This window comes from Woronichinia naegeliana WA131 (assembly GCA_025370055.1).
Classification (GTDB): Bacteria; Cyanobacteriota; Cyanobacteriia; order Cyanobacteriales; family Microcystaceae; genus Woronichinia; species Woronichinia naegeliana.
The window spans coordinates 3,849,416-3,871,539 of sequence record CP073041.1 but is presented as its reverse complement, the minus strand read 5'-3'; the positions used below and the strand labels follow the sequence as shown (position 1 = coordinate 3,871,539).

Sequence of the window (22,124 nt, the reverse complement as noted above, 5' to 3'; positions counted from 1 at the left end):
GCTGGCAACCAAAATATTTCTAGATTTTTCTCTTTCCACTCTTCTATTTTTTCCCTGCTGGGGCGACAAGATAGCTAGAAGACAGACATAGCAAGCTCCATAGCCCTCTGACCTCGAATGTAATCCTTTAACCGATGACGACTAATTTGCATTAGCTCTTGAATTATTTTTTCATACATCTGCCGTAGTCCCAGCCACAAATGGAGGTGTTGACCTACATAAAAGCTACTGTGACGACGTTTACTCGTTCTTTTCGATTCTGGTCTGACCACATATTTTTGAATTCCCTTTCTCTTGACCATTTGACCTTGTAGAATTGCACTTGTATGGGCAATCGCTGCCACAATTAATAGCGTTGATAGTCGTTCTGCCTCTAGATTTATTCCCTCTAGATTAGGCTCTTCCCCCAACTGTGTGGAAAGTGTATAATAGTAATACCACAGTAGGAGGTGGAGTATGTGGATAAACTTGGATGAGCTACTAGGTTTGCCAAAGGTAACAGTCGTAAACTATCGAGAAATAGATGGTGCTTTGTTCTTAAAATTAAAAATGAAAAACGAAGTAATGGAATGTCCAAATTGTCATAAAGAATTGGAAGATATAAATCAAATAGAGTATAATTTGGTTCGGGATTTATCCCTATTGGGAAAGAAAGTATATCTGGAAGGGGTGCATCCCACTTAAGATAATACATTGACACTCAAAAGAGGAGAGTGATTGAGATGGGTGCGACCTTTAGTTGATAAAAGCTGTTGTAATCAGGGTTCTACAGGGAACCCATATTGATCAAGTTTTGCCCAAAATTGACTCCATCGTTCCTTGGTCAATACCAAAGCTCGTAGGCTCAAAATAATTCCTGCTCCTTTTTCCTTCCATCGCATTCCTGAACAACATAATCGTTGTTTGACCAACGTCTTACAAGCTGCTTCCGTAACACCTGAACCAATCGGATACTTTTTCTCTAAGTATTCAGCATAATCCATTTGATGCTGATGATTCTCGTAATAAGTAATCGCCGCTTGTAGTTTCTCGGTAAGATTCTTAGAATGACTTTTTTCTTCTTTGACTTCTTTCATCAGATTTAGCAGTTCTCCTGCTTTTCCTTTTTCATGCTTGAGTTCTCGACAATTTTCAGTCAACCATTCTTTTTGTTTTGACACGGTATTCGGATGCAACGCTTCTGCCAACGCTCCTAAGTAACCAGAGGCATGATAGAAATCTAATATCTGTTCTTCCGTCTGCTTTTCTAAAAACTTCCAATTTGATTCTGCACCATCTGCTATACCGACAAATTTTGCCTCTGGATAACGGTTTTTCGCTCGCTCAATTTCTCTTTCCAATCTTTCTAGAAAACTCTTTTTTCCGTACTCTGGTGCCGCACCTAGATAGATTGTCTGTTGACGTTCTCCCTCACTATCGTATAGGGAAACGGTTCCCACCATTGCTTCACGGTAGCCATCCTCACACATCAGCATACAGGTTCCATCTAATCCTATTCCCACTGTTGCAATTTGGCTATCCTCCTTGGGCGGGGCATAACTCCACGCTTCTTCTTTTGCCTGTACCACACTTCCTACTGCTTCACTCAATCTTTGGATATAGGATAGCGCTACTTTTCTACCATGATTTTCTAATAAATCATTTTTCACCTCTTTGCCTGCCATCCCTGACATTTTTGAGGATACCTGTTTTGCCAATAATGGCGTTGATGTTATGATTATCCTTGCTTCTCTTTCTAAGGGGCAATACGTTTTTCCTCAAAGGTGAACGCTGATATACATGACGATTCACTATAACCTCACCATAAGGTGTTTGATATTCTTTCGGTTGCTCTCCCTTACTCTTCCAGATTTCTTCACCGATTTTTAAGGGTGAACCATCTGTATCTAAATATTTCAAGGCTTCTTTGCTGGCGATGCAACCTACTTCGTTTAAGCCTTTTTGAATATTTATTTCTGTATCCAACATTGAACGACTGAGTTCTAATGTTAGTTCTATTTTTATCTTTGAACCCTCTACATTAATTAGTTTTGCTGTCATCATTGTTTCCTCTTTGTCACTTTTCATCTCATGTTAACACTTTTCTTTTCCTTCATCAACTAAAGGTCACACCCATTGAGATAAGCACATCGTAGCCGAAGAATACGAGAAACATTATGAAGATGCCAACGTGCTCCCGACAATTTAACCCTAGCTCCCACCTGTTTAATCTTAGACTCCACATCACCAGAACCAATCACAATACCAAGCTGTTGATAGTATTGGTAATCAGGGATACGCTGATAATGCTTCGTCAAATAGGCTTGAAAATTCTTTGCCCTCTTGCTTTTGACTCCATCAAACGCATCTATTGCCTTGTTCACAAAACCCCGCCACAGTAAATGCTCCACTGCTTCTAGCCGTTTGAGAGAGCCACCCACTTTGAACAGATTCTCCTTGAGATGATACCAATCCAACACCTCTCGTCGTATCAGCCACGATTGAGTGGCGAAACTCTCTACCGCATTCCAGATTGCGGGATGACCATCTCCCAAAAAGGTCACTATTGGGGACAAAGGTTGAACATTGCTCCAATTCTTTAAGCCCTCTGGGTCTTGGAAAAAGGCTTCACAGACATTGCCATGAAGACTCACCAGTTTATAATCTCGCCACTGTCCCCCTTCCTTCTCCTCGCCCCGCAGACAAATCTTTCCCCCATCTATACTGACCCCCGCACTCTCTGACTGAGCTTGAGCTAAGGGCAGTTCTGTCCGTTCTATACTTCAAACGTTCATAATCTGAGATTTATCAAAGCGTTGAAATCGTAAGGTGAGCAAAGAATCAAGCTCCTCCTTATATTTTACGTTAGCATCTTCAAGACATCCTGAAATTGCTGCAGAAAACTGCGTAAAATCTTCATAATATTTTGCGTATAAACACTTCTTTTTCACAAACTTCCACAGTCTTTCAATTAAATTCAAGTTAGGAGAATAAGGAGGTAAGTACAGTAACTCTATTCCTAATGATTCTGCCAACTCCTGCACAATTCGGCATTTTTGATAACGAGCATTGTCTAATACCAACGTAATCGGTATTAATAGTCCTAATTCTGCTATCTTTTCTAGGAGTTCACAAACCTGAGTTCCCGTAATATAAGAACTGTTCGTTACCATAATTACTTCATGGGTAATTGCATTTAATGCTCCTAACACATTAAAACGTTTTCTCCCTGATGGTGACTTAATAAAAATCCTTTTGAAGCACCATATAAAATTTACAAATGCTCCCATTACAAAATGAGAGGCATCTACAAAGAAAACTGCCCTTTTTCCTGCTTTTGCCTCTTCTAGCCTTGGTTCTAGCTCTTTTTCTCTATAGCTATCCTGAGCTTCTACATCTGCTTTTGATGGAATTGTTCCCACCTTTAGACACCTCATTCCTATTGACTTTAAAAATTTTCTGACTTGCGTTGGACTTCTTTTTATTCCCGTTAATTCTTCTATTCTTTTTACTGCTTCATTTATTGTTGCTGGTGGATTTGACTCAAAATATGCCTCAATTGTCCCTTGATGCTCTGTTAACTCGCTTTTCGGGCGATTAAATTTTATTTCTTTTAGTTTTTCTATCCCGCCCTCTTGATAATCACGGATATAGCTTGTCACCGTATTTACTGAAACTCCTGCGAATTGAGCAATTTTTTGATGAGATAATCCCTGACTTTTTAACCATAAAACTTCCATCTTTAGCTGTACTCTAGGATGCGGGTGATTAAACCGACCGTAAGACAACAGTCTTTTGTCTTCTTCCGTAAATTCTAACTTAATCATTTCTCAGCCTCTTGACTACTTTTTCTATTTTTACTATATTATCTCTTATTTTTAAAATTCGCAACTTGTGACCGTGTTCAGTATACATGACGATTCACTATAACCTCACCATAAGGTGTTTGATATTCTTTCGGTTGCTCTCCCTTACTCTTCCAGATTTCTTCACCGATTTTTAAGGGTGAACCATCTGTATCTAAATATTTCAAGGCTTCTTTGCTGGCGATGCAACCTACTTCGTTTAAGCCTTTTTGAATATTTATTTCTGTATCCAACATTGAACGACTTAGTTCTAATGTTAGTTCTATTTTTATCTTTGAACCCTCTACATTAATTAGTTTTGCTGTCATCATTGTTTCCTCTTTGTCACTTTTCATCTCATGTTAACACTTTTCTTTTCCTTCATCAACTAAAGGTCACACCCCTTGAGATTCTGATGCTAACGGTTTTGGGCTTGGTTGCAAGGCTTCTCCAAAATGGGCTAATACCTCGGCATCTATTTTGTCCGTTTTCGCTAGACGACCTGATGCCTTGGCAAAATCTCTGGCTCTTTTGGGATTAATCACTGCTACCTTGAATTCCTCTTTTTGCAGCTTGTGAGCCACTCCTCTTTCCATTCCTCCTGTTGATTCGATGATGATTAACTCAATTTTGTATTTTTTGAGTTGTTCGCTTAATTCCTGCCAGCCTGACTCTTGATTGGTTACTTGCAAAACCTTATTCGCTGGACGTAAAGCTATGTCCAACTTGGCTTTGCTGACGTCTATACCAACCCATTGGCTTGCTACTTGAGTTTCCATGCTTTTACCCCTTTACTTTGAGTTTTTATCTTCATTACTCGACCTTGTTCACTACGGGTTCGAGACCCTCTCGATTTTTCGAGTTTTTGAAGGATTGATGAGTGGCGACCTAGACTAAATCTCGGCTTTTATAACCAAGGGGGAATCGGTCTACCACTCTTCCTTTAAGATACAAGGGGGTAAATTAAAACTTTCAGAATTGGGATACGGCAAATTGCGTTGTAACGACGGATAAATCTTTGTAGGGACATAATATATTATGTCCCTACCCTGTACGAGATTTAACCATAAAGTGCTGTATTTAGAAAACAAGAAAAAATTAAACATAAAATTATTTAAGGAGATAAAGTACAAGTTAAAGTTCCTAATTGACTAACGATCGCTTCCGAAGTAGGAACTTCCAAGGGAAACTGACAAATCCCCTCTTTAAAATCAATTTTGACCTGATAAGTTCCTGGTTTCAAATTATCTAAATAAAATTCCCCTTCTTTGCCAATTGGCGATACTTGAGCATTACCCTCTACTGAAATTTCTCCATAGCCTGGAATCAAAGTTTCTTTACCCTTTTTAACTCGCAATAAACCCGTTACCGCCTGGGTTTTCTCTACCACAAACCGAATAATTCCTCCTCCTCGATAGGGCGGCGCAATCACCTGGGAAGTGCCAATGGTGTTATAAGCAAGCGGTAAATTATCCGCCGAAATCCGAATTTGATTGCCATAATTGGGTTGTAAATTAGGTAAGAATACATAACCTTGTTTATTAGTTGTTCCATAATCCTGCCCATTAACATAGGTAACGACTCCAGGGACATCAGGAATTTGTACTAAGGCAAAACTATTTTGAATGGGCCGACTCGCATACAAACGACCATCTAAAAACACTAAAGACCCCGCAATATTAAAATTAATTGGGCTATTTTGGTTAAGACTCTCGAAGGTTAAGCCATAGAGTCCAAAGGGTGCTTGATACTGGAGAGTAAGACTTGTACTGGTATCCTGATTATCCGTTGCATTGCCCCGTAACAAAAAGCCAAAACCTGTTTGAGTCGGTAAGGGCTGTTGCACCGCCGCCACCATGCTGTTTTTGCCAGATTGTTGTTGAAAGGTTAAAGAAGAGGTGCGATTATTTCCTAAAAAGTAATTCAAACCCAAAAATAATTGATTATCGGGTTCCTGTCCCTGATTCAAATAACGAGAACCTGATAGGTTAATGGTCATTTGGGAGTTGAGGTTAATACTCAGTCCGATTGTGTCCCGTTGCGTAAAATTTTGATAACGACTGGGTGCAGAAGAGTGAAGCGCATATATTCTCACTGCACGACCCAGATTAAGACTGCCCGCCAGGTTAAATTCCAACAGATTGCGATCGCTGGTCGGTAAGAGACTGGCATTGGCATATTGAGGGCTAAGAATACGAATCAATGCCGAAATACTGGCATCGGCTCCCGATGTGGAATAGGACAAAGCGGCAGCACTGCCAAACCGTCCTTGAAATTCACTCACCGCCGCACTCAGGTTAATTTCTCCCAGGGGTAAACGGGTTGTCATTTGTACGCCCCCATTTAAAAAGTTTGGGGCCGCTTCGACTCGAAACCCCGCCGATAAATTATTGCTAATGCCATATCTTTGTTTTCCGAGAAAAAGCAGGGAATTTTGTTGAATATTCAAGTCTCGGCACTGGTATCGTCTAGCTAGAAGCTACAAACGTTGCAATACGAGAGGTTCAAGAAATCAGGCGAACTTGGAGTAAGTCCTCCCAAGTTAACCCTTTTTCAATTATACCGAGAGCTACAGCAGGAACTTTTCTCGTAGTAAAATGGCTGCGAACAAAGTTATGAACCATCCAGAAAATATCTAGGACTCGCTGTAATCCCACAACAGATTTAGCATAAGTATTTGTACGACGACGAAAGGCAGATAAATAGCGTCGGATAGCACTATTAAATGCCTCAACGTGGTTGGCATGGACGTCCTTTTCTTCTGGTTTTTCTGTTGTCTCAGGATGTTCTGGTTTCGGAGTTTCTACTTTCTTGAGTTTACCCTCAGAATCTCGACGTTTACTACTCTTATTTTTTAGTCTTACCACCATACCCTTCGGTAATACTTTGGTGGGACGACCTCGCTTTCCAGTCCTTAATACTTCGTGACAAATATCAAATAGCAGTTGACTATATCGCTTTTCTCCATCTGTAAATAACTGGAGAGATTCTGCACTCCTTTCAAATAATTCCGCTACCGTCATCATTGCTTCTAGAAATAATTTCTGCTCTTTTCGACCACATTTTAAATGCCAAATAAAGCGGCTAGCCCTCTCCATGAGCACGATTGTCCACCCCTCAGAGGCACTTGCTTCTTTATTTTTTCCAACTTTTGTGTATAGTTCATCCCCTTCTATTACTAATTTAACAAATTCATTCACTAAGGCGTATAAAAATAATGTCTCTTGTAATCCTGATAATTTCTTTTCCCAATTCAATATTGTTGTTTTCGCGTAGCCGAATGCTCGAGCTGCTGCATTTAATCCTATTCCTTCCATTCTGGCTTTTAATACTTTTACAATTTCACTTAATGGGGTTTCTAAGCCAGCGATTACGCTACCATAAGTCTCAGCAAAACAAGAACTACATTCTTGACAAATGAACATTTTACGTTCCCCGTTACCTTTCGTTTGATAATGAGAATGTATTTTTACGTTTTCACTATAGCAATGAGGACAGTTTTTCTTGAATAAGGCATCCTCTTTCTCTTGGCACAAGCCAACATCATTCAGGATTTCCATAGAGCTTTTCTTTAATATTGACATTGTTTTCTGTTTCCTTCTTCTTTGATATAATGACAATAATAATAGTATAATAATAACGGGCCGATGTCTAGTCTTAAACTATTTTTCTATTTTCTCAAAGCCTTACACCATAACTTTTTCCAACTTTGATCAGACGATACCAGTTCCCAAGTCTCCAGGCGACAGAAAAATGGAGTTGTTGTAGGTTGTGGCAAGGGGTGTCCCATAACCCCAACTATCATTATTGAGATTATTACGACGTATTCCTAAGCCATAAACAAATTCGGTTTTGCCAGGAGGAATAAATTGGGTGATGGCATAGCTGGGATAGTCAAAATTTTTTTCTTGACCTGTACTATCTTTGACTTTTAAACTGACACGGCTTACTCCCGTTGGTACGGATAAATTTTTAAGAATAAAGGGGCCAGGGGAGAGGTCAATTTGGCGGACTTGACGTTCATTAATGTAAAGCGTGGCAGTGGAGGGTAGGGCAACTTCTCCAGGAATATCCACAAATGGCGAGTAGGGCTGATAGGGATCAAGGCTACGCTCTGTGGTATAGGTGACACCGCCAATGTAACCGCCGCCGCCCAGATCGCCTGTGCTAATAAAGTTATCGCCAATAATCCAACGGGTTTGATCTTCTCGATTATCGAGAGTAATATTGCTCAATCCTCGAACGGTGTTGCGATCTGAACCGATATTAATATTGCTATACAACAACACATTATCCCAATTCCAAGCTATTTCTCCCGCGACAATCAGTTGACTGAGAGCGATCGTTCCCACGCTATAGTTAAGAAAAAAGCTGGAATCTTCGGTATAGACCATATTATCGGGACGATTACTTTGATAAAGGTCAATAATATTTAATTTTAAATAATCGGTTTGAACGGTTAGGTCTAGGCTAAATTTTTCGAGGTTAATTTGATAGCTGAGAATTTTATTGAGAGAATTTAAGGCAGTATAATTTTCTCCTTTAATTAGTTTTTGTTCACCAATAAAATTTTCCAGTCCTGCGGTTTCTAAATCCTGGGTTTTAACCCAAACTTTTTCCCCTTCTAAAATCACCAGACTAGGATTTTGTTGGTTTTGATTGATTACTAAATCCAGCAGAACATTTTGTTCTTCGGCTCGTAGGGGTAAGGCAACTAAAAAAAAACTGGTGATGATGATACCTAAAATCTTTATCCAGATACTTTTGTTAAAGTTCACACTATTTCTTTTAAGGACAAATACCTTTGGGAGTTGGCAAACTCTGGCTAACATTTGTCGTATCTGTTTTGAGATTAACGGTTAAATTTGTCACCTTTTGGCAATCTGTTTTAGGCAATTCGAGGTCATAAAGTGGAGTACTACCTGCGAGGACATACCAGCCTGTTCTTGATTTTTGAAAAAGGGTTTTACCGCTTGCATCCGTTCCTGTCACCTGCATGTCCTTAGCCATATAATGAGCGTTACCCGTATTGCTCAACTGAAAAGAAAATTTGCCTTTGTTGTTGGCCAGATTAGTGATGCCAGGCTGACTTTGTGGTTGTTCAGGGGTCACAAAAACAGGCACACTCATTTTAATCAGAAAGCTAATGCCTGTACCTTTAGGCTTTTCTTGGGTTTGAGCATCGGGTAACTCTTGGATGAGGATGCGATAGGTTTTTTCGACGGGCTTGGGAGGTGCAACAATTCCTACTCGTAAATCTCGACTTTTGCCTGCTTCAATGGTCAGCAAGAGGGGAAATAAAACAATTTCTTGGCTGGGAGTTAACTGGATCGGTTCTTTGTCGGTTTGAGTCCAACTAAATACTTGGGCTTGAAAGCGTTTGGTAACGTCACTGGTGTTGTTAATCTTTAAAAAAGTATTGGGAGACGGAGCCGCGCCATTAATAAAAATCTGAACGGGAATCACGGAAAAATGAGCAGATCCTTTAGTTTCTTGACTTTGGGAGAGGGATTTGGGGCTGATAAAAATCAGACTTAAACCAATAATTCCGAGGCCAATACAATCACGACAAGAAGGTAAACGCATTCAATAAAATTGAGAAAATTATTAATATTACAAGTTTTCCTGTAGGGGCGCAAGGCTTGCCATTGGTGTCAACTTAAGCCAAAATGCCTACTCACAAAAGATTAGCCTAAAAGCAGGCGGAAGTAAGAGTAGGCTGAAAAAAAGGTTAGTATATAAAAAAGTGAGCAAAAAACAAATGGCAAGACAACATCCTCGGAGAAAAGGAAACCCAGACTTACGTCGTAAGACAAATCAGCCAGGGGTAGAAATCCCTGAAATAACAAAAGAGTTGTTTGAATTACTAGAACCCACAATGTTTACACCATTAAAATATTTACAGGGAACTCATGAGAAAATGATGAGAGATAGGGTGCTAAATTTACCAGTAATGGTGGCATTAGTGTTAAGTATAGTGTATCGTCAAATAGCGGGTATAAGTGAAGCGGTAAGACTGTTAGAGGAAGAGGGATTGCTATGGGTAGCATCATTAAAAGTAAGCAAACAGGCAGTATCAAAAAGAATGATGAATGTGCCAGCCGAAATATTTGCAATATTACTAAAAGGAGTGTTAGAAAAAGCAGCCGAAAAAGGGAAGAAGCTCCAAGTAGGAGAAAAATGGGAAAAAATAAGAGAAAAGTTTAGTGCAGTGTGGATAGCAGATGGCTAAACGCTAGAGCAGATAAGGAAAAATATGAAAATAAGTAAAGAAGAAAAGAGTAAATTGGGGGGTAAAATAATGATGGTAGTGGAAGCCTTTACCCAAAGACCCGTTACTTTATGGTACACAGAAAATGATAAATCAAATGATAAAATATGGTGTGAAGAATTGGCAGCTAAATTACCAGAAAATGGTTTAATTCTCGTAGATATGGGATTTTTTAGCTTTGTGTGGTTTGATTTGTTAACAGAAGCTAAAAAGTTTTTTCTAACCAGATTTAGAGCGGGTACATCTTACAAAACCAAACAAGTATTGTCTCAAGGTAGTCATTACAGAGATGAGATTATCATTATGGGAAATTACCGTTCTAATCCTTGCAAGCATCCGGTGAGATTAGTCTCAGTATTATGGGGAACAATCTGGTATCAGTATTTAACAAATGTGTTGTCTCCCGAACAACTGTCCGCCGAAGAGGTCTGTGATTTATATCGAAGACGATGGACAATCGAAGAAGCCTTTTTATTAACGAAAAGACTTTTAGGACTAGCCTATTTATGGGTAGGGAATAAGAATGGTGTCCAAATCCAGATTATTTGCACTTTGATTTTCTATACGGTCTTAAATCAATTGGTAGGGGAAGTGGCGATTGCTCTAAATCAACCGAAAGAAAAAATCTCAGTAGAGATGGTGTTTCGGAGTCTATACTATGTAGCGAAGGCTATTGCTAGAGGAGAAAAGCCTGATACAGTAACCTATCTGGCTGAACGTGCTAAGTTATTTGGTTTGGGTGCGACCTTTAGTTGATAAAAGCTGTTGTAATCAGGGTTCTACAGGGAACCCATATTGATCAAGTTTTGCCCAAAATTGACTCCATCGTTCCTTGGTCAATACCAAAGCTCGTAGGCTCAAAATAATTCCTGCTCCTTTTTCCTTCCATCGCATCCCTGAACAACATAATCGTTGTTTGACCAACGTCTTACAAGCTGCTTCCGTAACACCTGAACCAATCGGATACTTTTTCTCTAAGTATTCAGCATAATCCATTTGATGCTGATGATTCTCGTAATAAGTAATCGCCGCTTGTAGTTTCTCGGTAAGATTCTTAGAATGACTTTTTTCTTCTTTGACTTCTTTCATCAGATTTAGCAGTTCTCCTGCTTTTCCTTTTTCATGCTTGAGTTCTCGACAATTTTCAGTCAACCATTCTTTTTGTTTTGACACGGTATTCGGATGCAACGCTTCTGCCAAGGCACCTAAGTAACCAGAGGCATGATAGAAATCTAATATCTGTTCTTCCGTTTGCTTTTCTAAAAACTTCCAATTTGATTCTGCCCCGTCTGCTATCCCGACCAATGTTGCCTCTGGATAACGGTTTTTCGCTCGCTCAATTTCTCTTTCTAATCTTTCTAGAAAACTCTTTTTTCCATACTCTGGTGCCGCACCTAGATAGATTGTATGTTGACGTTCGCCTTCACTATCGTATAGGGAAACGGTTCCCACCATTGCTTCACGGTAGCCATCCTCACACATCAGCATACAGGTTCCATCTAATCCTATTCCCACTGTTGCAATTTGGCTATCCTCCTTGGGCGGGGCATAACTCCACGCTTCTTCTTTTGCCTGTACCACACTTCCTACTGCTTCACTCAATCTTTGGATATAGGATAGCGCTACTTTTCTACCATGATTTTCTAATAAATCATTTTTCACCTCTTTGCCTGCCATCCCTGACATTTTTGAGGATACCTGTTTTGCCAATAATGGCGTTGATGTTATGATTATCCTTGCTTCTCTTTCTAAGGGGCAATACGTTTTTCCTCAAAGGTGAACGCTGATATACATGACGATTCACTATAACCTCACCATAAGGTGTTTGATATTCTTTCGGTTGCTCTCCCTTACTCTTCCAGATTTCTTCACCGATTTTTAAGGGTGAACCATCTGTATCTAAATATTTCAAGGCTTCTTTGCTGGCGATGCAACCTACTTCGTTTAAGCCTTTTTGAATATTTATTTCTGTATCCAACATTGAACGACTTAGTTCTAATGTTAGTTCTATTTTTATCTTTGAACCCTCTACATTAATTAGTTTTGCTGTCATCATTGTTTCCTCTTTGTCACTTTTCATCTCATGTTAACACTTTTCTTTTCCTTCATCAACTAAAGGTCACACCCTTTGGTTTGGTCAAAGCTGAGAGAAAGCGACATCGAGAAAAGGCCGCTCTCAATCAACAAATTTGGGAACCCATTCCTTTAAGTTGACACGGATGAAGGCTTGCGCCCAGAAATTTGCTTGCGCCCAGAAAATTTGTGATTGTCCAGAAATTTGCGCCGAGAAAACCACAATGATTGAACCTGTAGGGGCTTGGTCTCCAAGTCCAATTTTTTAAAATTTAGAAACCAAACCCCCACACAATGTTTTGGATTTTGAAATATTTGGGATTTGGAAACCAAACCCCTACGGAATTTTAGGGATATTTTTTTAACGGGTTTTGATTCAGAGCATTTTAATAAAGGGTTGTCACCAGGAGAGTATCTATGTAATAACCTACCTTGGCATTTTGACCAGGAGATATCCGCAAATGAAAGGGGACATTCTGTTGAGAGCCAGTTCCAGCAAGAGTGACTCCTGTTGGCTCCGTGTTACCCCAATCGTTATTAAAAGAGGCATCTTTGGTGAGTTCATAGTCGAGGAAATTTCCCTGACCATCGCTCATTCGTCGCACGGGATTACTGTCGCTTGAGCCTGAACCTGGATTCTGTCCCTGGCCAATCAGGATGGTCAGATTGGTTCCTTGACTGGCGGTTAGGGTAATATTGGAGGAGACATCAGACCCTGTTGATGCGTCATAGGGGATATTGTTGACGGGAGTGGTATCCACATTAACAGAGGGGGGAACGGTGGCCGTAACCGATAAATTACTAGTGGCATTTCCCGCCCAACTTTTTGGCACAAAAAAACAGCCACTCGCTAACAAAAGCAGAAGCAACCAGGGCAAACGGGCTTTGAGAACAGACATTAGATTAAGTTCTCCTAACGATGGGTCAAACTTAAGGAGACTTTTTTTCAGAATACCTCTTCTGACCCCTAAATTTACCAATAATGGGGGATTTCAAACTGTTAGCTTGTCTGAAATTCCCCCAAATAAACGACACAATCCTGGATTTGACACGAAAAGAGTACGTACACTCACCAGGACAAAGATGGTTGTCTAGTGTCCTTAGTAGGTAACAGTGACAGCAACAGTATCAGAGTAATTCCCAACAGGGGCAGTTTGACCAGCGGGAATTTTACCGTAAGCAGTCAACCCCGTGGCGGTTCCATTTGCAAGGAATGATTGAGAGGTTCCACCACTCCCCCAGACATTATTATTCTGATCTTGATAAATGCCGTAAGCCAAAGTGCCAGCAGGCAAAGCATCGGAAACCATTGATCGTTGAGGAGCTTCAAGTGTACTGCCCGATAGAGGATTTTGACCTTGATCTAGGTGAACTTCAGGCTCTAGCCCGTTAGTACAAGTTACAAGAATGGTGCTCACTGCGGTGGCCTCATTATACTTCAAACGTTCATAATCTGAGATTTATCAAAGCGTTGAAATCGTAAGGTGAGCAGAGAATCAAGCTCCTCCTTATATTTTACGTTAGCATCTTCAAGACATCCTGAAATTGCTGCAGAAAACTGCGTAAAATCTTCATAATATTTTGCGTATAAACACTTCTTCTTCACAAACTTCCACAGTCTTTCAATTAAATTCAAGTTAGGAGAATAAGGAGGTAAGTACAGTAACTCTATTCCTAATGATTCTGCCAACTCCTGTACAATTCGGCATTTTTGATAACGAGCATTGTCTAATACCAACGTAATCGGTATTAATAGTCCTAATTCTGCTATCTTTTCTAGGAGTTCACAAACCTGAGTTCCCGTAATATAAGAACTGTTCGTTACCATAATTACTTCATGGGTAATTGCATTTAATGCTCCTAACACATTAAAACGTTTTCTCCCTGATGGTGACTTAATAAAAATCCTCTTGAAGCACCATATAAAATTTACAAATGCTCCCATTACAAAATGAGAGGCATCTACAAAGAAAACTGCCCTTTTTCCTGCTTTTGCCTCTTCTAGCCTTGGTTCTAGCTCTTTTTCTCTATAGCTATCCTGAGCTTCTACATCTGCTTTTGATGGAATTGTTCCCACCTTTAGACACCTCATTCCTATTGACTTTAAAAATTTTCTGACTTGCGTCGGACTTCTTTTTATTCCTGTTAATTCTTCTATTCTTTTTACTGCTTCATTTATTGTTGCTGGTGGATTTGACTCAAAATATGCCTCAATTGTCCCTTGATGCTCTGTTAACTCGCTTTTCGGGCGATTAAATTTTATTTCTTTTAGTTTTTCTATCCCGCCCTCTTGATAATCACGGATATAGCTTGTCACCGTATTTACTGAAACTCCTGCGAATTGAGCAATTTTTTGATGAGACAATCCCTGACTTTTTAGCCATAAAACTTCCATCTTTAGCTGCACTCTAGGATGCGGGTGATTAAACCGACCGTAAGACAACAGTCTTTTGTCTTCTTCTGTAAATTCTAACTTAATCATTTCTCAGCCTCTTGACTAATTTTTCTATTTTTATTATATTATCTCTTATTTTTAGAATTCGCAACCTGTGACCGTGTTTAGTATAGAAGAATCGTAAGAGCCGAAGTTCATGGGCGTGGTGCTAAGAGTGCAAGTTCCAGCTACCGTCGCGCTAACTTCGATCGAGCTTTGCGCCGTTGTTGGCTGCGCGGCAACGGCGGGTTTGGAGATTAGGGTGCTGCTGAGGGCGAGGGTGGAGCCGAGCAGGGCGGCGGTGAGGACGGAACAACGGGAAGAGAGCATAGACATGGTTTGGATTTCTCCTAATGTAATTTGAATTGTTGAATTAAGTACACTCTGAACGGGTTGGAGCTTAACTTTTTGAAAATGCCTAAAATCTTTATCAGATGAGGATTTCAGCCCTTTTTGCGGGAAGTACATTTCTTAGCCGTTTAGAGTATAAATACACGAATACTTTGGTTTATTTTTTCTAAGTAATCACACCTTTGGATGATACTATGAATAATTAAAAATGAATGTATTCACTAATACATTTTTTGCATAATTTTTACACAAACTTTTCATAACCCTTTCACAACTTTTGCCTCTATTCATTTAAAAGTCTGAGTAGAAAGGTTTTTAATGTAATTGTTTAGTTTGTGCCGAGCCTGAGTACTATTACCTATTAAGCCATTGCTCTTCTTCACCAATGCTAAAATAGGGCTATTGTCCACTCCTCCCAATCCATTCAAGCACAATCTATAGGGATTATAACCTATGCCACCGACTATCGTTGAAACCGACTTGAAAGAAATTTTAGGTAGTATCCAAAAAGACCTTAAGGATATTCGAGAAGACCTAATCGACCTTAAGATCAATCAGGCCCGAATGGAAGAAAGGCTATCAGGACAAATCAGTCTCGTAGATGAAAAGCTATCAGGACAAATCAGCCTCGTAGATGAGAAAGTCTCTGGACTAGGTAAGCGATCTTGTTTTGGGCGGGGCGGCTAAATATTTGGGAATTATGCCAAAACTCTAATCGGCGATCAAGGAAAACGAGATAGCGATCTCTGTTTTTCACCAATGCTAAAATAAAACTATTATTGGTCTGGCAGGTTGAAGAATCAAAACTCAGCTTTTAATCGTGGTTTAGCCAGTCCTGTTAAATTGATAAAATGCCAACAATTTTTCGTCTAGTCGCGCTGACGCGCTAAAGGCCGCCAAATGCGGTGTAAATTTGGCGGTAAAGAAGCAAATATTGACAAGCCTCCTGCCGAGTGGCTACGGACTATGGAGGCTCTATGTCGGTTCCTACGTTGGTCTCCACCAGAGCGTATTGTCCTGATTATCGCAGATTCCTGAATGAGTTTTCCAACCGACATATCGGGGGAAGTACAGAGCTTGGCGACTACCAGAATAGACTTTTGAAGGTCTAGGACTTCACTACAACACTCCCTTGACTACGAGAAACGAACTACTTAAACAGGTCTCGATCCGCATCAAAGAGACATGGCAAAAGGCTAGAGTTCTTTCAACAGGAGGCTAATAAACTTATTAAGCACCTTTACGGTCTCCTTGTAATACTTGGATTGTTCCCCAACCGACAAAATCTTCATCCCAAGAACCCGATCTCGAAGCTGATGTAGCAGATCACGATCAAGTTGCTTAATACCTGAAAACATATCTAGTTGTTGAGGATTTCCATGATTAGAGAAAGAAGTCTTACCCTCCATGTCCGATAGCTGAAGTCGCAATACTGCCATCTCGTCTTTCAGTTTCTCGTTTTCTTTTTCCAAACTCTCATGTAATACATGGTTTAATGCAAAATGTTCAATCAAATCTGCCCTTGTAATACGCTGTTTGTCGGCTATATTTCCTAGCATTTCCCATGTTGAATCTGTCGCCCGAATGCTTCTGACAGGACGAAGCTCATTAGACTTTTGAATAAATTTACCGTTGTCACCACGAATGCGGGTCATACCGAGTAATACATGAAAGTCAGAGGATTGATTACCGAAAGGATAGCACTATCCATGTATTACTTGATTATTTATTATTTTTCATCTTCAAGATAGAACCGTCCTCGTCTAGCTTGCTCTAAGCGATACCTTGCAAAACTTATTTTTTCAGTAAAGTCAATTGGATTTGGAACATGGTTCGGAGGCAAAACTTGCTTGGCGGCCATTTTTATGGCGTTTATGGGGTGCATCCCGTTTTCTATGTTGTTTGCTGCTGTCTGACAAATCGCAGCATAATCAGCCAAATCAGTAATAGGAAAATAATCACGAAGTAATTCATTTTCACTAACAGGCTTACCTAGGGCTTGCTGAAAAAGTCAAAAAACGAAAGAAATGTGGGTTAGGGAAGTATGGACTGAAAAAGCATAGATAACTTATCCTTATGGAAACAAATCAAAATACAGATTTTGTTTAATCTATTGTTCCTTTCTGTCTAAAAAGGTCAACACAAATCACTCCTCACAAAAGAGAGGAAAATTAACACCATTTTTCACAAGAAAAACGACTCTACAACTTTTTACTTTTTGTCTTCTGAAGTAGAGTAGAAAGATTCATTACCAAAAAGTTCATCGCAATTACCGTTTCCGAGGTCTCAGGTAGTTTGGCCATCACTCGACCAAGACTAAATTTCCTCTTTCCCTGTCCGAATTTACCCTCAATGGCATTACGCACTCTTTCATCTGAGCGTGCCTCTTTCTTTTTTTCTTTGCTCACCTCTTTCGGCGGTCTTCCCAATCGGGGACCACTCATTCTTATATCCCTTTCTTTACAATAAGCTCGATTCGCTTTTGTTCGATAGATTGGGTGCATCCCACTTAAGATAATACATTGACACTCAAAAGAGGAGAGTGATTGAGATAAGCACATCGTAGCCGAAGAATACGAGAAACATTATGAAGATGCCAACGTGCTCCCGACAATTTAACCCTAGCTCCCACCTGTTTAATCTTAGACTCCACATCACCAGAACCAATCACAATACCAAGCTGTTGATAGTATTGGTAATCAGGGATACGCTGATAATGCTTCGTCAAATAGGCTTGAAAATTCTTTGCCCTCTTGCTTTTGACTCCATCAAACGCATCTATTGCCTTGTTCACAAAACCCCGCCACAGTAAATGCTCCACTGCTTCTAGCCGTTTGAGAGAGCCACCCACTTTGAACAGATTCTCCTTGAGATGATACCAATCCAACACCTCTCGTCGTATCAGCCACGATTGAGTGGCGAAACTCTCTACCGCATTCCAGATTGCGGGATGACCATCTCCCAAAAAGGTCACTATTGGGGACAAAGGTTGAACATTGCTCCAATTCTTTAAGCCCTCTGGGTCTTGGAAAAAGGCTTCACAGACATTGCCATGAAGACTCACCAGTTTATAATCTCGCCACTGTCCCCCTTCCTTCTCCTCGCCCCGCAGACAAATCTTTCCCCCATCTATACTGACCCCCGCACTCTCTGACTGAGCTTGAGCTAAGGGCAGTTCTGTCCGTTCTACCAAGCGATGTAAACTGCTATGTCCTACTTTTATCCCCATCAACTCCTCTATATCTTCTTCTGCTTGTTGGTAGGATGTTTTCGCACTGGCTCTTAGACAGCATTTCTCTAAACCTGGACTTAAGACGATTTTTGGCGACACCTTTAGTTTTCTGGCTTGTTTTTGGCTTATTTCCACTTCTCCGACTAGGGTTTTGATTTTTCGCTTGTTTCCAGACCGTTTTTTTCCCCCTTCTGAAAAAAAAACTCCCCCATTGTTGGCCCCACAATTTCTAACATCTGGGTTCTGACTTCTACTTCGATGCTTCCAAAGTCCTTCTGTTTCTCTGGTTCCGTATATTTGCGCAAGATACGGGCTGATTCGGTGAGATGCTGTTTTAACAGTGCTTTTTCTTCTGGGGGAATCGGTAACATACTTTTTTCGCTCATCAGTTTTTTTCCATTTTACCCCAGATTCTATGTACTACTTTATCCGGGATGTACCCGATAGATTTTATCCACATGAACCGATTCCGGATAACATCCTGTTTCCCTTTTATATTCTTCTATTCGCGCTTGTAAATCTCCCGATTCGTTGTAATTATCCCAACTTAATTTGTCTAAGAAGACAAAGCCATTCACATTACTTGCCGATATTTTAGCTCCAAACTCTACTGCTTTTCCCGCTTTTCCACGCACTATTGGACGCACGTGAGGTTGGCTTACACTCACAATTCTGTTTTCTACTTTATTTGTCTTTTTTTCATACATTTCTAACTGTTGCTCATACACTTTTCCTATCGTTACAAGCTCTTCTTGCTCTTTTTTCGTTAGTTTTTCTAACTTTGCTCCCTCTTCTATCATTTTTTCTATATCAGACAAGTTTCTTTTTATATATCCTAGTTGTTTTTTTGTTCCTTTTCTTCTTTCTTTTTTTGACACACGACGTTTTTTTGCTATGGCTAAGTACTCTTTTCTTGCCACTTCCCTATAAGTCCTCGGCTTTTCTTTCCTTTTCTCTTTTATTTCTTCATACAGCTTATCTATTATTTTTTCTGTTTTTTCTCTGGCATCATTCAATATTCCTATATCCGTTGGATATTTTATATCTGCTGGTGTACAAGTCGCATCTAACAATAACTTTCCTTCATTTTCTTTTTTTTCTGACGCTACACCCGTCGCTTTTTTTTCTATTTCTTTATTAATTTTATTTATTAATTCCATTCCTATTTTTTTACGAAAATGAACCATCATTGACGCATTAAATGCTTCTTTGCTACTATAGCTTTCCATTCCTATAAAGTACTGTAAATAAGGGTTCTCTTTTATTTGTTCTACTGTTTCTCTGTCACTTTTTCCTGAAATTTCTTTGATAATTAATGCTCCTAATGCCATTCTAAATGATTTGGCTGGGGCTCCTTTTTTTTCTGTGAAGTTTTTTGCATATTCTTCCTCATATTCTTCCCAAAGAATCATTTTTGACATTTCTATCCAACGATTTTCTTCGTCTAACTGCCCGCCGAACAGATTTTTCAAGTTTTCTGGTGTTTCAATTGAGTACTGTTGCTTTCGGTACATCTGCTTTCTCTCTTCTTAATGCAATGGTTTTGAGGCATTCTACCCTATTTTCGTGCATTCTAGCGGTTCTTAATTCGCCTACTATTTTTCTCCGTAAAGGTTTCAGCTTTTTTCAGCAAGCCCTACCTAAAGAAGACTCCAGCCTTTGCCTCATGTCAGAAGCCTTCTCTCCTGTAAGAACAAGATTGACTTCGTTGTGGACTCGTCCAAAGAATATCCCTGTTTCTTTAGAACGTGGGTTGTATTGGTTGGATGCCTCTAAAAACGACTTTACCTGATCTGTCAGTGCTGTCCTGCTAGAATTTTTCAATTTATCACGCATAGCAATCCTGTCTATATCTGCTTCCATCTGAGCAGGAGTATAGCCAGAACCCAATCAAGAATGAATCCAGTCTTCTACGAACAAAGAAAAATCATCGTTGACCCACATCGTAAAACGAACAGCAAGACGGGGATGTATCCATGTCCCCTGATATTTGCCACCTTGCTTTACCTCTATTAATTCCGTTACAGGAATTCCTGTAACGAGAGAAAGCTTATTGATGGCGGACTGTGCCATTTTTGTTTGTAGCCAATTGGACGTATCTTTTCTCTCTCCCGTTATCTCCAGATGTGCCTTACATATCTGGGTTGCATTGACATATCCATCTGTTTCTCGCTGATATATGGCAATTCCCTCAATTTTGCGCTCTATAGTCTTAATTCTAGTGTTCATACTCTAAATTCCTTTGATTAACTGGTCTTTATAAGCTTCAGAGATAATTCTTTCCGTTAATTTATCTGGCTTAATCTCATAACCCAAAAATAGTAGATCACTGAGAAATATACAGGACTTGCCATTCTTTGTGAAAACTGACACCCCTGACAAATCAATGATTTTTGTCTCTGTAACACAATCATAGTCGCTTGCGTCTAATCGCCTAGCGAACTCCAAAATATCATTAGCGAGTGAATCGGGAACCCTGATAACTCTTGTTTTCCCGTGATTCCACTTAAACTTTCCTCCTGCGCCAACACGCTTACCACCTCTAGGCATTTTCTTTCTCCTATATTGACTATGTTACACCATCATTATCATAAGTAATGGAAAATGTCATGTAATACATGGTAAAGTATAGCAAAAATTATCCATGAAATACATGGATAAAGCCAGTGTTATACTCTGAACGGGTTAGAACTTAACTTTTTCAAAATGGCTAAAAGCCTTATTAGCAATGGATTTTAGTCCTTTTTTATAAGTCCATTTTTTAGCCGTTTAGAGTATAGAAAGAGTCATGTTTTAGTGGTGTTAGGTGGTGTCGTCATATCCCTTTTCGGGAATCTTACAGACAATCCCTATCGCGGTCGCCGTAACCATGACATATTTTTTGATTTTCCTATTCCATCGAAAATAGAGAGACGGGCCTTCAGTCTCTTCCGTTGATTCCTCATCATGGCCAATTAAATCCTCTGGCTCCTCTTCTAATTCTCTGAAATAGTCCCGAAGAACACCGCCAACCCCGACTGCTCTTGTACCATGTACCTGTTTAACATACTCCAAAAACCAATCACAATCAGCCACAAGGTCACTTTCCTTGCACTGGTACTTTAAGATTTCCGCAATCAACCCCACTGGTGAACTTTCAGCCTGAACAGCTTTTACGTCCAGAATTGGAGAATAATCAACTCGAAGGCATTGCTTCCATAAAGCGATCCAATCAGTCTTGGATAGATAATCTTCCTTGTAATAGCTATCCTTCAACAGGATTAGACAATGGAGATGAGGATGTGCTGATTGCCCATCGCGTCCCCTTGTAATCTCAACCGACTTTATCCAACCTATCCCAGGGAATGCCTTCAACTGGGTTAACCGTCTAAAAGACTGATTAAGATGATGCAATGTCTCTCTTAAATCGGTCAACTCACAATTTTTCATGGTCAACGTCAGAAAAATCCAACGCCCATCAGGATAATCAGTAACTACCTTTGGTAGATTCTCGTAGGCTTTTGCCTTCCAACGGAGCGATCGTCTCCACTGACAGATCGGACAATGGCGAACCCGACAGAATTTAGCAGAAGCCAACTTTAACCTCTGTTGACCTGTCTTATTATCGGGAACCAGTTTGAATTCTAGTAATTGAGAGCAAAGGGAAACCCTCTCGGCGTGAGAATCCATTCCCCCTTGCTTGTAATAATTAGAGATGATGTCGGCATTTTTCCGATGCTTATCCCAAGGCTTATCTTTTTCAGAGAGGGATTCTAAGAATGTATATCCATCTTGATGAATAAAAGATACAATGGGAACATTAGATTTTTGACCGATATTGAGTTGGTCAGGCACAAAAACTCCGAGTATTTGGTTGGCGTAAGATACCTTCTAGGATACTGGAGTTTTTTGCTATTTGAGATTAATTATTTTGAAGTGCAGGGGATACGGGCAAAACCT

Annotated in this window: 22 protein-coding genes and 5 pseudogenes; 4 read left to right on the top strand and 23 right to left on the bottom strand. The window is 39.9% G+C overall.

Annotated features, from left to right (window positions below; all coding sequences use genetic code 11):
* Positions 1-74: 74 nt before the first annotated feature.
* Positions 75-410: a hypothetical protein gene (locus KA717_19550; GenBank protein ID UXE64467.1), complete on the bottom strand. Its 336-nt coding sequence runs from the start codon at positions 408-410 to the stop codon at positions 75-77.
* Positions 411-456: 46 nt separating this feature from the next.
* On the opposite strand from KA717_19550, the pseudogene KA717_19545 reads away from it, so the two are divergent.
* Positions 457-666: pseudogene (locus KA717_19545) on the top strand (transposase family protein).
* Positions 667-758: 92 nt separating this feature from the next.
* On the opposite strand, the pseudogene KA717_19540 reads toward KA717_19545, so the two are convergent.
* The 9 genes and pseudogenes from KA717_19540 to KA717_19500 form a co-directional block, all read right to left on the bottom strand.
* Positions 759-2,040: pseudogene (locus KA717_19540) on the bottom strand (ISKra4 family transposase).
* Positions 2,041-2,099: 59 nt separating this feature from the next.
* The gene (locus KA717_19535) at positions 2,100-2,633 is read right to left on the bottom strand and encodes a hypothetical protein (protein UXE64466.1); all 534 of its coding nucleotides are present in this window, start codon (positions 2,631-2,633) and stop codon (positions 2,100-2,102) included.
* A 129-nt stretch (positions 2,634-2,762) separates the two neighbouring features.
* Complete coding sequence (locus KA717_19530; protein ID UXE64465.1) at positions 2,763-3,806, bottom strand: IS630 family transposase; 1,044 nt, start codon at positions 3,804-3,806, stop codon at positions 2,763-2,765.
* 77 nt (positions 3,807-3,883) lie between these two features.
* Complete coding sequence (locus tag KA717_19525) at positions 3,884-4,180, bottom strand: hypothetical protein (protein ID UXE64464.1); 297 nt, start codon at positions 4,178-4,180, stop codon at positions 3,884-3,886.
* A gap of 39 nt (positions 4,181-4,219) precedes the next feature.
* A complete protein-coding gene (locus KA717_19520; GenBank protein UXE64463.1) occupies positions 4,220-4,603 on the bottom strand; it encodes a transposase in 384 nt (127 codons plus the stop codon).
* A gap of 335 nt (positions 4,604-4,938) precedes the next feature.
* A complete protein-coding gene (locus tag KA717_19515) occupies positions 4,939-6,153 on the bottom strand; it encodes a fimbria/pilus outer membrane usher protein (GenBank protein ID UXE64462.1) in 1,215 nt (404 codons plus the stop codon).
* 175 nt (positions 6,154-6,328) lie between these two features.
* Complete coding sequence (locus KA717_19510; GenBank protein ID UXE64461.1) at positions 6,329-7,408, bottom strand: IS1 family transposase; 1,080 nt, start codon at positions 7,406-7,408, stop codon at positions 6,329-6,331.
* A 129-nt stretch (positions 7,409-7,537) separates the two neighbouring features.
* Positions 7,538-8,602 (bottom strand): hypothetical protein, encoded by a 1,065-nt coding sequence (locus KA717_19505; GenBank protein ID UXE64460.1) that lies wholly within the window; start codon positions 8,600-8,602, stop codon positions 7,538-7,540.
* Between the two features lie 10 nt (positions 8,603-8,612).
* On the bottom strand, positions 8,613-9,410 hold the full coding sequence (locus KA717_19500; protein ID UXE64459.1) for a fimbria/pilus periplasmic chaperone: 798 nt from the start codon (positions 9,408-9,410) through the stop codon (positions 8,613-8,615).
* Between the two features lie 160 nt (positions 9,411-9,570).
* Here KA717_19500 and KA717_19495 point away from each other — a divergent pair, with 160 nt between their 5' ends.
* On the top strand, positions 9,571-10,056 hold the full coding sequence (locus KA717_19495; GenBank protein UXE64458.1) for a hypothetical protein: 486 nt from the start codon (positions 9,571-9,573) through the stop codon (positions 10,054-10,056).
* A 24-nt stretch (positions 10,057-10,080) separates the two neighbouring features.
* A complete protein-coding gene (locus KA717_19490; protein UXE64457.1) occupies positions 10,081-10,851 on the top strand; it encodes an IS4 family transposase in 771 nt (256 codons plus the stop codon).
* Positions 10,852-10,866: 15 nt separating this feature from the next.
* On the opposite strand, the pseudogene KA717_19485 reads toward KA717_19490, so the two are convergent.
* The 5 genes and pseudogenes from KA717_19485 to KA717_19465 all read right to left on the bottom strand — a co-directional run bounded on the left by KA717_19485 (position 10,867) and on the right by KA717_19465 (position 15,070).
* Positions 10,867-12,148: pseudogene (locus KA717_19485) on the bottom strand (ISKra4 family transposase).
* 406 nt (positions 12,149-12,554) lie between these two features.
* Positions 12,555-13,067: a spore coat U domain-containing protein gene (locus KA717_19480; protein ID UXE64456.1), complete on the bottom strand. Its 513-nt coding sequence runs from the start codon at positions 13,065-13,067 to the stop codon at positions 12,555-12,557.
* 201 nt (positions 13,068-13,268) lie between these two features.
* Positions 13,269-13,586 (bottom strand): spore coat protein U domain-containing protein, encoded by a 318-nt coding sequence (locus tag KA717_19475; GenBank protein ID UXE64455.1) that lies wholly within the window; start codon positions 13,584-13,586, stop codon positions 13,269-13,271.
* Positions 13,587-13,606: 20 nt separating this feature from the next.
* On the bottom strand, positions 13,607-14,650 hold the full coding sequence (locus KA717_19470; GenBank protein UXE64454.1) for an IS630 family transposase: 1,044 nt from the start codon (positions 14,648-14,650) through the stop codon (positions 13,607-13,609).
* A gap of 51 nt (positions 14,651-14,701) precedes the next feature.
* A complete protein-coding gene (locus KA717_19465) occupies positions 14,702-15,070 on the bottom strand; it encodes a hypothetical protein (protein ID UXE64453.1) in 369 nt (122 codons plus the stop codon).
* 336 nt (positions 15,071-15,406) lie between these two features.
* On the opposite strand from KA717_19465, the gene KA717_19460 reads away from it, so the two are divergent.
* Positions 15,407-15,640: a hypothetical protein gene (locus tag KA717_19460; protein UXE64452.1), complete on the top strand. Its 234-nt coding sequence runs from the start codon at positions 15,407-15,409 to the stop codon at positions 15,638-15,640.
* Positions 15,641-16,149: 509 nt separating this feature from the next.
* Here KA717_19460 and KA717_19455 read toward each other — a convergent pair.
* From KA717_19455 to KA717_19420, 8 genes and pseudogenes are all read right to left on the bottom strand, one after another.
* Positions 16,150-16,608 (bottom strand): hypothetical protein, encoded by a 459-nt coding sequence (locus KA717_19455; GenBank protein UXE64451.1) that lies wholly within the window; start codon positions 16,606-16,608, stop codon positions 16,150-16,152.
* 546 nt (positions 16,609-17,154) lie between these two features.
* A pseudogene (locus KA717_19450) lies at positions 17,155-17,448 on the bottom strand (transposase).
* Positions 17,449-17,462: 14 nt separating this feature from the next.
* A complete protein-coding gene (locus KA717_19445; protein UXE64720.1) occupies positions 17,463-18,341 on the bottom strand; it encodes an ISKra4 family transposase in 879 nt (292 codons plus the stop codon).
* Positions 18,329-18,571: a hypothetical protein gene (locus KA717_19440; GenBank protein UXE64450.1), complete on the bottom strand. Its 243-nt coding sequence runs from the start codon at positions 18,569-18,571 to the stop codon at positions 18,329-18,331. Before KA717_19440 ends, KA717_19445 begins: the two co-directional genes overlap by 13 nt.
* Positions 18,572-18,625: 54 nt before the next feature.
* A pseudogene (locus tag KA717_19435) lies at positions 18,626-19,699 on the bottom strand (IS5 family transposase).
* Between the two features lie 376 nt (positions 19,700-20,075).
* Entirely contained in the window at positions 20,076-20,414 is a 339-nt protein-coding gene (locus KA717_19430; protein ID UXE64449.1) for a KilA-N domain-containing protein, read from the bottom strand.
* A 3-nt stretch (positions 20,415-20,417) separates the two neighbouring features.
* Positions 20,418-20,735 carry a hypothetical protein gene (locus KA717_19425; GenBank protein ID UXE64448.1) on the bottom strand — a complete coding sequence of 106 codons (318 nt, stop codon included), beginning with the start codon at positions 20,733-20,735 and terminating at the stop codon, positions 20,418-20,420.
* A gap of 252 nt (positions 20,736-20,987) precedes the next feature.
* Positions 20,988-22,019 (bottom strand): protein rep, encoded by a 1,032-nt coding sequence (locus tag KA717_19420; protein ID UXE64447.1) that lies wholly within the window; start codon positions 22,017-22,019, stop codon positions 20,988-20,990.
* Positions 22,020-22,124 lie beyond the last annotated feature (105 nt).

Coding starts and splice junctions, on each gene's coding strand:
- KA717_19530 (UXE64465.1), bottom strand. CDS start 3,806: ATGATTAAGTTAGAATTTACGGAAGAAGACAAAAGACTGTTGTCTTAC.
- KA717_19525 (UXE64464.1), bottom strand. CDS start 4,180: ATGAAAAGTGACAAAGAGGAAACAATGATGACAGCAAAACTAATTAAT.
- KA717_19520 (UXE64463.1), bottom strand. CDS start 4,603: ATGGAAACTCAAGTAGCAAGCCAATGGGTTGGTATAGACGTCAGCAAA.
- KA717_19515 (UXE64462.1), bottom strand. CDS start 6,153: ATGACAACCCGTTTACCCCTGGGAGAAATTAACCTGAGTGCGGCGGTG.
- KA717_19510 (UXE64461.1), bottom strand. CDS start 7,408: ATGTCAATATTAAAGAAAAGCTCTATGGAAATCCTGAATGATGTTGGC.
- KA717_19500 (UXE64459.1), bottom strand. CDS start 9,410: ATGCGTTTACCTTCTTGTCGTGATTGTATTGGCCTCGGAATTATTGGT.
- KA717_19490 (UXE64457.1), top strand. CDS start 10,081: ATGAAAATAAGTAAAGAAGAAAAGAGTAAATTGGGGGGTAAAATAATG.
- KA717_19480 (UXE64456.1), bottom strand. CDS start 13,067: ATGTCTGTTCTCAAAGCCCGTTTGCCCTGGTTGCTTCTGCTTTTGTTA.
- KA717_19470 (UXE64454.1), bottom strand. CDS start 14,650: ATGATTAAGTTAGAATTTACAGAAGAAGACAAAAGACTGTTGTCTTAC.
- KA717_19465 (UXE64453.1), bottom strand. CDS start 15,070: ATGTACTTCCCGCAAAAAGGGCTGAAATCCTCATCTGATAAAGATTTT.
- KA717_19460 (UXE64452.1), top strand. CDS start 15,407: ATGCCACCGACTATCGTTGAAACCGACTTGAAAGAAATTTTAGGTAGT.
- KA717_19455 (UXE64451.1), bottom strand. CDS start 16,608: ATGACCCGCATTCGTGGTGACAACGGTAAATTTATTCAAAAGTCTAAT.
- KA717_19440 (UXE64450.1), bottom strand. CDS start 18,571: ATGAGCGAAAAAAGTATGTTACCGATTCCCCCAGAAGAAAAAGCACTG.
- KA717_19430 (UXE64449.1), bottom strand. CDS start 20,414: ATGAACACTAGAATTAAGACTATAGAGCGCAAAATTGAGGGAATTGCC.
- KA717_19425 (UXE64448.1), bottom strand. CDS start 20,735: ATGCCTAGAGGTGGTAAGCGTGTTGGCGCAGGAGGAAAGTTTAAGTGG.